The following is a 13,211-nucleotide window of genomic DNA, read 5'->3' on the forward strand; positions in this document are numbered from 1 at the left end:
TCTTCCGTATGATAGAATAATAGCAGATGATATTTGAAAGGATGATTACTATGAAAATGGCACATACTTGTGTACGCGTTAAAAATCTAGAGGCTTCTTTAGAATTTTATCAAAAAGCCTTTGGCTTTGAAGAATCACGTCGTCGTGACTTCCCAGAAAACAACTTTACTCTATCTTACCTAACGTTACCTGGTGACGATTACGAATTAGAATTAACTTACAATTATGGTCATGAAGGGTATGATTTAGGAAATGGCTATGGTCATATTGCTATCTCTAGTGTTGATTTAGAAGCCCTACATGCTAAACAAAAAGAAGCTGGATTTAATGTCACTGATTTAAAAGCCTTACCTGGTGTTCCACCTTCATATTACTTTATCACTGACCCTGATGGCTATAAAATTGAAGTAATTCGCGAAAAATAATCATTTACCTTAAAACCAATGAGACAGGTGCTCATTGGTTTTTTACTACAACAAGTCCGCAATTTTCATAAGTAATGGTGGCATTTTTTTTAGTCTACCTAAATAAAAAAATAGCTGGATATATCATAAAGCTGTTTAACAATTACTATGCTATCTGTTACAATTAACATATAAAAAAGTTTGAAAGGATGACGTGTTTATGAAAGCCTTCCCTTCTAAAGAGGCTGAAAAACATTATTATGAAAGTGATGCTTCAGAAGCTGATTTTTTAGAGTGGTATAGTCAACAAGACTTGCCTACCTATGAAACACCTTCTCTTACAATCGATAATGTTTTACTATGCTACAATCGTGTAGAAGATGAATTAAAATTATTACTAATCCAACGAAATACGCATCCCTATCGTTCTTCATGGGCTTTGCCTGGTGGTTTTGTACAGCGTAATGAGGCTACCGAGGACAGTTGTATTCGTGAAACGAAAGAAGAAACTGGGGTTTACATTACTAAAGATAATATTGAACAACTCCATACTTTCAGCACACCTAACCGTGATCCACGAGGATGGGTCGTTACAGTCAGTTATTTAGCATTTATTGGTGAAGAGCCATTAATAGCTGGTGATGACGCCAAAGCTGCCCAATGGTTCACATTTAAACGTGATGGAAATTTGCTAAAACTCGAAAATGAACAACATGATGCCATTATATTAGATTTAAAAACGAACCAATCAATCGGAACTGAGACCTTAGCTTTTGACCATGATCAAATTATTTTAAAAGCCTTCAATCGAGTCTTAAATAAAATGTATCATGAACCAAAAGTCCTACAAGTGTTAGGTGAAGAATTTTCGATTGCTGAAGCTCGTAAAGTATTTGCAAAATTCTTAGGCGTCGATTATCGAACAATTGATCATTCTAATTTCAAAAAATCAATGTTAGATTATTTTGTTGAAGTTGCCGAACGTCCTACAGGAATTGGCCGCCCTTCCAAAATTTATCAATTACTACCAATCAATGATTAATAAAAAAACTTAGGAACTTTCGTTCCTAAGTTTTTATTTTTCTTCTCTTTTTTTAATTTGCTTACTACGCAATTGACCACAAGCAGCATCAATATCCGTTCCTTGTTCTTTACGTGCCACACAATTGACACCACGTTTTTTTAGAATATCATAAAAAGCCATAATATCTTCTTTCGTACTACGACTGTACTGATCATGTTCACTTACTGGATTGTATGGAATCAAATTGACATATGTTAACTTGCGTTTGTCACTAAGTAAATCAGCTAACTGGTGAGCATGCTCAGGTCGATCATTTACATGTGACAGCATAATATACTCAAAAGTAATCCGACGATTAGTTTTTTCCAAATACTCATCCACTGCTTCCATCAATTTTTCAACAGGGTTACTGCGGTTAATACGCATAATCGACGTTCTGACTTCGTTATTAGGCGCATGTAAGGAGATTGCTAAATTAACTTGTAGCCCACTATCTGCAAATTCACGAATTTTAGGAATTAAACCACTGGTCGAAACCGTAATATGACGAGCACCGATACCTAGCCCGTTCTTATCGTTAACAATATGTAAGAACGTCATTAAATTATCATAATTATCAAAAGGTTCTCCGATTCCCATTACGACAATATGACTAACACGCTCATCCAATTCACGTTCATCTAAGAAAAATTGAACTTGCATAATTTGTGCTACAATCTCGCCTGCTGTTAAATCACGCTGTTTTTTTAATAAACCACTTGCGCAGAATGTACAGCCAATATTACAACCTACTTGTGTTGTCACACATACTGACAAACCATACTCATGTCGCATTAAAACTGTTTCAATCATATTTTTATCTGATAACTCAAATAAATACTTGATTGTCCCATCTGCTGATTCTTGAACAACAACCTGATTTAAGGGACTTGTATCAAAATTTTCTTCTAATAAATTAATCGTGTTTTTACTTAAGTTACTCATCTCTTCAAACTTACGTACACGCTTAACATATAACCAGTCCCAAACTTGTTTTGCTCTAAATTTCTTTTCACCATGTTCTTCAAACCATGTTTGAAGCTCACTTACTGTTAATCCATAAATTGATTGCTTTAGCACACACTTTCCTCATTTCTTCTAGTGTTCTCTCTTTGACACTATATAGTAATTTTACATCCATTGCAACTTTCAAACTTAGTTTTGTTATAAAAGGTTATCAAGAAAAATAACTTTCATAGAGCTACTCTTCTTCACTGGTAACATCCAACATAATAGCAAACACGATACCCAATAGACCAAAAATAACAATACTAAACGGGGGTAAAGTGACGCTTGGAACAAATTGATCCATTGTATATAGTAAGGAACACTCACCTAAAAAACTCAAGACCAAATATATTCCAAACGATTTACTTCTTGATACCCTTCCTTCTGGAAAAATAAATTTAACTAATTTCTCTAAAATATTATCAATGACAAAACTAACCGCAATAAAAATCATTAGAAATAATAATAAATCTATCTTAGAATGGTAATCTGCACCTAATAATTGTAAGAGACCACCCAAGGTCATCATTAAAAATAACAAGATACAACTACTTAATATCATAAATATAAAACCACTACTAAGCTTTTTAAATCGAACTGGCATTTTTTTAAACTCCTTTAGTTAATCGTTTCTTATTATACCATTCCTCATCTCAATTTTTAGAAATTTTTTTAACTCTCATCAAGTAAACGATTTACTAATCGTCTGTTAAGTAAAAACTTATAACTATCAGAATAATCATAACTTTTTTTCATTTCCTTAGGTATGTCTAATTTTTTTTGGTATAATTAAAATGGAGGTGATGCGAATGACCGTATTGGTGGCAAGTATCTTTATGATAGTTCTTGTAATTATATCCAATATTATCAGTCATTATTTAGTATCAATTCCGACAGCCCTAATCGAAATAGCTGTTGGACTAATAGTCGCACTTGCATTAGATATCAATATTACCTTGGAAGCCGATTGGTTTATGTTATTATTTGTTGCACCCTTACTATTTAACGATGGTAAGATGTTTCCTAAAAATGAGCTTTGGGAATTGAAAACACCTATTTTTGCCTATGCCATTTGGCTCGTTTTACTGACAACTGTTACTGGTGGTTTCTTTATCCATTGGCTAATTCCAGATGTCCCCTTACCTTTGGCAATGGCACTAGTTGCTGTTCTTTCTCCAACAGATCCTGTAGCAGTTCATGGGATCGCAGAACAAATTAAACTACCTAAAAAAATTCTTAGTTTAATTAGTGGTGAAAGCCTCATCAATGATGCCAGCGGGCTAATTGCTTTTAAATATGCCTTAGCTGCTTTTATGACCGGACATTTTTCATTGACAAAAGCAACTGGTGATTTTTTCTATATGGCTCTTGTCGGAGTCTTAGTCGGAATTTTATGTATTTCATTTATTCATTTTTTACGACTAGTTCTAGTCCAACAAGGAATTCATGATGCCGTGCTACATACTACTATTCAGCTACTAACTCCTTTTATCATCTATATTTTAGCAGATGAAGTTTTAGGTGCTTCTGGTGTTATTGCCGTAGTCTCAGCTGGTGTTTTATCTATCAACCAAACGCCAATTTTTAGAAGCAGACATTCTGAGGCAAGACTGATCACAAACAAAATGTGGGACATGCTTGTGTACCTTTTAAATGGCCTTGTCTTTGTTTTACTTGGCATTGAGTTACCCATAGCTATGCGTGAAACAATTGTCAACCCTGCCATACACAATGGAACACTTCTATTCTATATTCTCTCCATTTGGATTTTCTTATTGATTGTGAGAGTTGTTTGGTCATATATCTATATGTGGCTAACTTATTTGAAAAAAAATAATGCTAATTCTGATAATGCCTTAACTCGACCAACCTTTATTACAGCTTTGATGACAGGGTTGACAGGTGTACGTGGCGCTGTGACTATGGCATCAATCATGTCTATGCCCTTCTTCTTACCTAACGGGGAGGTCTTTATCGAACGCCCATTAATCATTACCTTAGCTTGTGGTGTAGTCTTAACAAGCCTAATTGTTGCAACCATTACCTTACCTATTTTAACAAAACAAAAACAACGCTTACCTTTAGTTGGAAACGAGTCACAATCCCAAAAAATACAACCATCGGAAAGTAGCCATTCACAAAATCGAACACGTCTTACCGAGCTTGAGGCTAGACAAATTATGGTCAAAGAAGCCATCACGATTTTAAAACAAGAAACGCAAAACTCTGACGATCACATGATCCTAACGGATTTGATTCAAGAATTTGAATCACGTTTGAGACACCTTTACCGTGAACATAATGACGAACAAACAAATCGCCTATACTCACGCCTTGAGAAAAATGTCCAAGATATTGCAATTCAAGGAGAACGTCATGGTGTTGAAAAAATGTTAGCCAACGGTGACGTCTCTGAATTAATGGTTAAAAATTATTTGAAAGTAGTGACAGCCAAACGAGAAGCCTTTGAAAGTGGGGCTTTAAATGCCTTTAAACGCTATCTATTTGTTCTTAAACGACAGACTAATGTCGCTTTTTGGCGTTTTAAATCCGCTCAACATCAAGAAGATATCTTACTAGCTGATACTATTTTAATTAAATTAGAAACCGAAAGTACTAAAGGCGCAATTGACTCACTAAAAAATTATAAAAAAACTTTAAATACCAATGATGATGGCTATGACTTACATAAGCATATTGTGAATCAAAAATTATATGAGTATCTTCATAAATTAAATCGGATAAAAAACTTTAGTCAAAAATCAAAACATGACTATCAAAAATTAGTCCAAGAATTCTATATGAAAGCACTTGATGCTGAACGCGAAACTGTTCAAGAACTTTATCAACAAGGAAAAATAACGCTTCAAATGGCCAATCATCTACGTCAGTCCCTTAATTACTATGAAAGCTCTCTTTTACAAAGCGAAGCAAGCAATTAAAAAAAACACTTACTTATCTGTCTACCACTCCATGTGGTAACAAAAAAGTAAGTGTTTTTCTGCTTTAATAATTCCCTTCTGGGGGTTCTGGTGGTAATGGGGGATGAGATGATAAGGCAGAGTTGTTCACCTCTTCTTCAGGAATATAACGACGCAAAACTTTACGAGGTTTGCTTCCTTCAGATGGTCCTACTACCCCTGTCTCTTCTAATTGATCAATCATCCGAGCGGCTCGGTTATAACCAACTCTAAACTTACGTTGTAACATGGAGACACTCGCCTTATCTTCTCTGATAATAAACTCGACTGCCTCATTATATAACTCATCTAATTCCATTCCATTAACTGTTGGTGCTTCTGGTTCATCAGTTGGCATCATATCTTCTTGATAGTCAGCACCTTGTTGCTCTGTCACAAAACTGACAATATCTTCCACTTCTGAATCAGAAATAAACGCCCCCTGCACACGGATTGGTTTATTTTCACCCATTGGTAAAAATAACATATCTCCACGACCTAATAACTTTTCAGCTCCATTGCCATCAATAATTGTTCTAGAATCCGTTCCGCTTGAAACAGCAAAAGCAATCCGAGACGGAACATTCGCTTTAATAATGCCTGTAATAACATCAACACTTGGGCGCTGTGTTGCTAAAATCATATGAATACCTGCTGCACGGGCCATTTGAGCTAATCGAATAATAGCATCTTCAACTTCATTACTTGCAACCATCATCAAGTCTGCTAACTCATCAACAATCACTACAATAAAAGGTAAGACAGGTGTTTCAATCCCCTCTTTGGCATTATTTTTTACAATCATTTCATTATAGCCTGTAATATTACGAACGCCAGAGCTAGCAAATAATTCATAGCGACGTTCCATTTCACTCACTACCTTATGCAGGGCTTGAGCCGCTTTACGTGGATTAGTCACCACTGGTGTCAATAAATGTGGAATCCCATTATAGACATTTAACTCAACCATTTTGGGATCAATCATCATCAATTTAACTTCATGTGGTTTAGCACGCATTAAGATACTCACAATTATGCCATTGATACAGACAGACTTCCCACTTCCTGTTGAACCAGCTATCAGTAAATGAGGCATTTTAGCCAAATCTGCTGAAATAACTGACCCTGAAATATCTCTACCCAAAGGAACTTCCAGTAAATTTTCTTCATGTTTTGGTTGTGCTTCAATAATGTCTCTAAAAGAAACCATACTAACGGTGTTATTAGGCACCTCAATCCCGATTAAAGATTTACCAGGGATAGGCGCTTCCATCCGAATATCCTTTGCAGCTAGGGCAAGCGCTAGATCATCTGTTAAACTGACAATTTTACTAACTTTGACCCCCACAGCCGGTTGAATTTCGTATTTTGTAACAGATGGACCTAAACTAGCTCTGACAACTTTAGCATCTACTCCAAAACTCTTAAAGGTTTGCTCCAATATTCCAACGTTGACTTCAATAGACTTATACTCATCACTTTGATCTGTTAAAGGAATTTCATTTAGCAAAGTAGATGGGGGAACAAGGTAATCACGATTTTCTGTTTCAACTGGTATATCAAAATCAAGTGGCAACTCCTCAGGATCTTCTACTTGAGTTGTTGGTCCTTCTGTGATGGAACCTTTTGCCAAATAATCAGCTGCTTTAGTAACAATTGGCTCTGTTGGCATTTGATAATTTGCTTGATAATTATCAATAGCTACAGGTTCTTCCTTTGCAACCAAATCAGCAAGATTTTCTTCCTCCAGCTCAGTCGGTTTAGAGGCAATTGCCAAAGCTTTTTCGTACTCTTTTTGCTCAGCAACTTTAGCTTCTTTTTCACGTCTTTTTTCTTCAGCTAATAACTTTTCTTCTGCTCTTTCAATCTCTCTTAATCGACGACGTTCTGCCCGCCTTGCTTGCTGTGATGATAGTAAATTTTTAATGGATTGAAAACTTGTTTGAGAATTTTCTTGTACATGTTCCCATTTCACATCTAAAACTAAAAAACTTCCCAATAATAATAATAGACCTGAAATCAAATAAGTACCCACTTGAGAGACTAAGAAATAGCTCATACTATACAAACTAGCCCCTATCAAACCTCCACCGACTGTTTCGAAAATAACGTTATTTCTAATATCTAACACGAGCTTGTCCCAAATAACCGTTAAAGCACTCACATCAGTCCCTAAATAAGGTCTGAAATTGACCGCCTGAACTACTATCAAAATACCTATATAAAAGATAACTGAGCCGATCCATATCTTCGGTTTTTTTAATGAAAAATCTGGTCCAATAAATACGAGTAGTAAGCCATATATAATAGTTAATATTGCTAATAATGGATAGGTCACACCTACAAATAAACGAAAAATATTAGCCAAAAATACGCCTAAAAATCCTAGCTTAAATAAGCCAAAGATCCCTAATAAGGTTAAACCTGCTCCTATTATGGCTGAAAGCAGTCGTTCTTGTTGTGCTTGTTGTTTTTTAGTAACTTTCTTCGAGCGACTTGTTTTTTTCTTTGCCATGCTCATCCTCCTTTTAAGTCCTATTTATTATACTACAAAATCTAAAGCAAACAAACTACACAAAAGCGCTGTTAATCCAATCTCTTTTGAGATAAAATTAACAGCGCTTAATTTAATTATCTTTCATAGCGGCTTTTAAAGCTAAGGCTAACGGACTTTCTTCTGGTTCACTTGCTTGTGATTGACTATATTTTTTTAGCAATTTCTTCTCTTCATGTTTGGTCATCTTTTTCTTCCGACCCTTGCCTGATTCAATTTTCTCTGTAATCACACATGTCTTACATTTGAAGAATTGCCCATTTTTACCTTCATGAATTTCCATCTTTTTATGACACTGAGGACAGCGTCGATTTGAGACTTTAGGATCTTTGCGACGACGATATTTACAAGTTTCTCCAGTACAGACGTAAATCTTACCATCTCGTGTGTTTTTCTCACGTAAGGCTTCCCCACACTCTGGACATTCTTTATTAGTCAATGAAAAATCGGTATACTTTTGCTCACTATACTTAATTTCTTTGACCAACTTAGTAGTATCTTCTTCAATTTCTTTTATGAAAGTTTTCCCATCACGTTTTCCTTGAGCAATTTCTTCCAAGGCACTTTCCCATTTCTCAGTTAAATCTGGGCTAACTAGAGACGGGTTTACTAGTTTTAATAACTGTTTGCCTTTTGGTGTCACGGCTAATTTATTAGCTGTCCGACTCATTAATTCTGATTTGATTAATTTTTCAATAATTTCTGCACGAGTAGCTGGCGTACCTAATTTATGTTTTTCCATCAAGCCAAGCAAACTACCTTCTGACAGAGCTGCCGGTGGACTTGTTATTTCTTTATTTAGTTGAAATTGATTGTTTAAGGTCATGCCTTCTTTAAACTCTACTTGTTTTTGAATGTCTTCTTGTTTAACAACTTTAAATCCTGGCTGGATAATTTTTGTTTGTTTAAACAAGAAAATGTTCTCTGCATTTTTAGCTTCAATTGTTTGCTGTTCAGTAATATGAGCATCACCAAAAAGTCCTAAAAAGCGTTTAGTAATCATTTGATAAATTTTTTGTTCATCATTATCCATCTTTTCTGCACGTGGCACTTGTTCTGTTGGGATTAGTGCATGGTGATCTGTCACTTTTTCATCTTGAAAAACTTTAGTCACTTGAACTTTGCTTCCCTTGCGTATAGCTGCTTTCGCTTCATCTGGATAATAACTAGCAACTGCTTGTAAACGTTCCTTCATCGTAGAAGCCATATCACGGGTTAAATATTTAGAATCTGTCCGTGGATAAGTCACGACTTTATGGATTTCGTATAAATTTTGAACCAAGCCTAGAGTTTTTTTAGCCGAGAAGCCAAAACGTTGATTAGCCTCTCGTTGAATTTCAGTTAAATCATAGGGTAACGGTGCTAATTCTTTTTTTTGTTTACTCTTGACTGATGTCACCAATGTTTTTTGAGCTACTAACTTATCGACTAACTGCTCTGCTTGTTCTCGTTCTGAAAATTGACGTGGATTTTTAAGTTGAAGACGTCCCTTTAAGCCTCCATAGGTCAAATCAATGGTGTAAAAATTTTCTGCCCTAAAATTTTCAATCCGTTCCTCTTGCTTACGAACCATGGCAAGCGTTGGTGTTTGAACCCGCCCAGCTGATAAATTATCCTCATATTTAACTGTCAAAGCACGTGTGACATTTAAGCCAACCAGCCAATCAGCCTCAGCTCTAGCTAAAGCTGAGCGATAAAGATTATCATAATGTTTACTTGGTTCTAGTTTCTTAAAACCATCCTTAATAGCTTTCGTTGTTTGCGATGAAATCCATAAACGTTTGACTGGCTTATTGAAACGTACATACTCCAAAATCCAACGTGCAACTAGCTCTCCCTCACGACCTGCATCAGTTGCAATAACTGCTTCTGAAACATCTTGACGTTTAGCTAATTGACTAATTGCTTTTAACTGATGGCCTGTTTTAGGAAGTGGTTTGATTCCAACTTTTTTAGGAATCATTGGTAAGGTTTCCATATTCCATTGAGCCCATTCCTTGTTATAGTCCTCAGGCATCTTCAAGCCTAACAAATGCCCTAAAGCCCATGTAATAATAACATTTGGTCCTTCAATGTAAGTTTTAGTTTTCTTCGTTGCTCCTAGTACCTGCGCTAGGTCTCTGGCAACACTTGGCTTTTCTGCGATAATTAATTGTTTCATCTAATTCCTTTCCAGCTTCTGACAATTTTTTACAATCTTTCAGAAGCATCAGCCCTTTATATAATTGAAGGTCTTCATCACACTCTTCACAGTAGCGTAAATCATCTGCCTCCCAAAAAGCTGTTAAATAATCTGATTTCTCTTTTATCATACTATATTCTTTATGCAATTTGGCAAATTTTTCACGATAACATGCCTTTGCTTCAATTAAATTGTCGAAAATATCTTCTTCCACAATATCTAATTCCCAATCCTCAAAAAACCACCACGGTTCATTTTCTCCATACATTACGATTACTTGATACACTTTTAAGCCACCTTTCATGCTTGTTATGTCCTCTAAGTCTACGTCCTTATGGCAAATTCTGCAACTTTTATACTTGTGTCTGAGCTAACAAAAAAGATGCCATAAATTAGTGGCATCTTTTTTAGCTTATTTAATCATGCCATTAACAGGTTGTATTTTCCCACCCCATTCTTTTTTTATCCATGATTGTGTCTTTTTAGAATGTAAGGCTTTAACCAAGACCTTGATCGCTTCATCATGACGATTATCCTTACGACTTACCAAAATATTAGCATACGGTGACTTTTCTTTTTCTACTAAAACACTGTCTACAGTTGGTGATAACTGGATTGTACTAGCAAAATTAGCATTAATTGCGACCAAATCTGCTTCATCATTTTGATAAGCTTGTGTTAATAACTCTGGGTTAACTGTGTGAATAAACTTTAATTTCAGTGGGTTTTCCACAATATCATCAAAAGTCGCTGTAGCTAACTCTACTCCCTTGGCAACTTTCACTAAACCAGCTGTTTCCAATATTGTGATAACTCTACCCCAATCAGACTCTGAATTGCTTACCATAACAGTTGCTCCCATTTCTAACTCTGATATTGTCTTAATTCTCTTAGAGTACAGTCCCATTAATTCAATATGAATTGGCCCTTGATTAGCAAATTGATAATCATTTTCTGAGACTGCTAGGTTATAAAAAGGCTCGTGTTGAAAATAATTGGCATCAATATCTTTCTCTGCCAAAGACTTATTAGGTAAAATATAATCATCAAATTTTACAATTTCTAGTGTAATCCCTTCTTTAGCTAACTGTGGTTTAATATATTCCAAAATTTCAGTATGTGGGGTTGGCGATGCTCCAACTCGTAATGACGTCGTTTCTTTAAATGACGTCGCCTCTACTGCACTGAATCCCATTAAAATAGTTAAAAATAAGACAGCCAAACTTCCCCACATAATAGCTGGGCGATGACTCGCTACTTTTTGTCGTTTGTCTACTATCGCTACTAAACTATCTCCTAATCCTTGAATAATAAAAACTAAAACTAGTATCAAAATAGTCGCAACAAATGTTACAGTTAAATTATTTCTCATAAACCCATCTTGATAAGCTAATCCACCTAACCCACCAGCATTAATCGCTCCAGCCATAGCCGTGAAACCAATCATCGTAATTGTTGTTACGGTAATTCCTGATATTATAGCTGGCAAACTTTCTGGAAGTAATATTTTAAATATTGTTTGGCTTTTAGATGCTCCCATCGCATCAGCTGCTTCTAACACGCCTTCTGGCACTTCACGTAAAGCTATTTCAACCAATCTACCGAAAAAAGGGGTAGCAGAAATCACTAACGCTGGAATAGCCGCTGTTGGTCCTAAAAATGTTCCAATTACTGACCTTGTAACTGGGATTAAAAGTACAATCAAAATAATAAAGGGAATTGATCGGCAAATATTACTGAAAAATGATAAAAAGCTATAGCCAACTTGAGCTAATCTCCCTTGTCTTCTTTTTAAGTAAAATAACATTAGTCCTAAAATCAACCCTAAGATAATCACTAAAACCATAGAAGCACTTGTCATATAAAGTGTCTCCCACGTGGCTTTAACTAATTGTGACTTATTTAATTGTTTTATATCTAAATATTCTGAAACAAAATTAATTTCCTTCATAAACGGCTACCTCCAAACTCACTTCTTCTTGTTTTTCTAAATAAATTAAGGCTTTTTCTATAGATGTTTTCTGACCTAGCAGTTCAATCAATAACGTCCCAACTGAGCCTTTTTGTAAAGCTTGTATTTGACCTTGAATCACATTAACATCAACTTGACTCGCTTTAATCATCTTTGATATTAAAGGTTGAGTTGCTTGATTCCCTTTAAAAGTGACTTGTACCAAGACTCCTTCTCTCTTCTCTTTTGCCAAATCTTCTAATTTTAATAACGGATTCCCATAATTTGGGACTACTTCTTGTTGAACAAAGCGTTTGGTTACTGCTTCTTGAGGCTCACTAAAGACTTTTAAAACATCTCCTTGTTCCACAACTTGACCGTTTTCCATCACGGCTACTTGGTGACATATTTTTCTAATGACTGCCATCTCATGCGTTATTAAAACAATCGTGACACCTAATTCCCGATTTATTTTAGCTAACAACTCCAAAACTTCATCCGTTGTTTGCGGATCAAGGGCACTCGTGCTTTCGTCACAAAGTAGGAGCATTGGATCGTTGGCTAAAGCCCTAGCGATACCAACTCGTTGCTTTTGCCCACCTGATAATTGACTAGGATAGGCCTCTTCTTTTCCACTCAAGCCAACTAAGGCTAATAGTTCTGAAGCTTTCTGATTCGATTCAGCTTTTTTCATACCACTTAATTCCAAAGGTAGACGAATATTATCTAAAATAGTCCTCGACCATAGCAAATTAAAATGCTGAAAAATCATGCCCACTTTTTGACGATATTTTCGTAAATCATTCCCTCTCAGCTGTCCAATATCCCGATAGTCTACCAAAACTTGCCCTCTACTAGGTTGCTCCAAGCCATTTAATAAACGTAACATTGTACTTTTCCCTGCACCTGAATAGCCCACAATACCATAGATATCACCTGAATTTATCGTTAATGTAACGTTATTCAAAGCTGTAACTACTTGTTTTTTACTCTTAAATAATTTTGATACTTCTTTAATTTCAATTTGACTCATATCCGATTCCCTCTTTTCTATCACTTAACCCTTTATATGAAAATAAAAAAACTTCC

General features: G+C 35.6%; 10 protein-coding genes and 1 pseudogene. 3 read left to right on the forward strand and 8 right to left on the reverse strand.

Features of this window, described 5'->3' with window-relative positions:
- Positions 1-50 precede the first annotated feature (50 nt).
- Positions 51-425 carry a lactoylglutathione lyase gene (gene gloA, locus OL234_RS08185; RefSeq protein WP_275468748.1) on the forward strand — a complete coding sequence of 125 codons (375 nt, stop codon included), beginning with the start codon at positions 51-53 and terminating at the stop codon, positions 423-425.
- Positions 426-624: 199 nt separating this feature from the next.
- Positions 625-1,446 (forward strand): NUDIX domain-containing protein, encoded by an 822-nt coding sequence (locus OL234_RS08190; protein ID WP_275468749.1) that lies wholly within the window; start codon positions 625-627, stop codon positions 1,444-1,446.
- A 33-nt stretch (positions 1,447-1,479) separates the two neighbouring features.
- On the opposite strand, the gene rlmN is transcribed toward OL234_RS08190, so the two are convergent.
- Together rlmN and OL234_RS08200 are read right to left on the reverse strand one after the other, a co-directional pair.
- Positions 1,480-2,547, reverse strand: coding sequence for a dual-specificity RNA methyltransferase RlmN (gene rlmN, locus OL234_RS08195; RefSeq protein WP_275468750.1), 1,068 nt, complete (start codon positions 2,545-2,547; stop codon positions 1,480-1,482).
- Positions 2,548-2,668: 121 nt separating this feature from the next.
- Positions 2,669-3,079, reverse strand: a complete 411-nt coding sequence (locus tag OL234_RS08200; protein WP_275468751.1) for a YrvL family regulatory protein — start codon at positions 3,077-3,079, stop codon at positions 2,669-2,671.
- A gap of 205 nt (positions 3,080-3,284) precedes the next feature.
- Between OL234_RS08200 and OL234_RS08205 the strand changes: the two genes are divergently transcribed.
- Positions 3,285-5,417, forward strand: a complete 2,133-nt coding sequence (locus OL234_RS08205; RefSeq protein ID WP_275468752.1) for a Na+/H+ antiporter — start codon at positions 3,285-3,287, stop codon at positions 5,415-5,417.
- A gap of 64 nt (positions 5,418-5,481) precedes the next feature.
- On the opposite strand, the gene OL234_RS08210 is transcribed toward OL234_RS08205, so the two are convergent.
- The 6 genes and pseudogenes from OL234_RS08210 to OL234_RS08235 form a co-directional block, all read right to left on the reverse strand.
- A complete protein-coding gene (locus OL234_RS08210; protein WP_275468753.1) occupies positions 5,482-7,956 on the reverse strand; it encodes a DNA translocase FtsK in 2,475 nt (824 codons plus the stop codon).
- A gap of 106 nt (positions 7,957-8,062) precedes the next feature.
- The gene (locus OL234_RS08215) at positions 8,063-10,150 is read right to left on the reverse strand and encodes a DNA topoisomerase 3 (protein ID WP_275468754.1); all 2,088 of its coding nucleotides are present in this window, start codon (positions 10,148-10,150) and stop codon (positions 8,063-8,065) included.
- On the reverse strand, positions 10,071-10,457 hold the full coding sequence (locus tag OL234_RS08220; RefSeq protein WP_275468755.1) for a DUF1033 family protein: 387 nt from the start codon (positions 10,455-10,457) through the stop codon (positions 10,071-10,073). Before OL234_RS08220 ends, OL234_RS08215 begins: the two co-directional genes overlap by 80 nt.
- 126 nt (positions 10,458-10,583) lie before the next feature.
- A complete protein-coding gene (locus tag OL234_RS08225) occupies positions 10,584-11,405 on the reverse strand; it encodes a MetQ/NlpA family ABC transporter substrate-binding protein (RefSeq protein WP_275470139.1) in 822 nt (273 codons plus the stop codon).
- Between the two features lie 30 nt (positions 11,406-11,435).
- Positions 11,436-12,122 (reverse strand): annotated as a pseudogene (locus OL234_RS08230) (methionine ABC transporter permease); the annotation flags it as partial.
- The gene (locus tag OL234_RS08235; protein ID WP_275468756.1) at positions 12,109-13,155 is read right to left on the reverse strand and encodes a methionine ABC transporter ATP-binding protein; all 1,047 of its coding nucleotides are present in this window, start codon (positions 13,153-13,155) and stop codon (positions 12,109-12,111) included. The pseudogene OL234_RS08230 and the gene OL234_RS08235, both read right to left, overlap by 14 nt.
- Between the last annotated feature and the right edge of the window lie 56 nt (positions 13,156-13,211).

It is taken from the genome of Vagococcus intermedius (assembly GCF_029144185.1).
Lineage (GTDB): Bacteria > Bacillota > Bacilli > Lactobacillales > Vagococcaceae > Vagococcus_D > Vagococcus_D intermedius.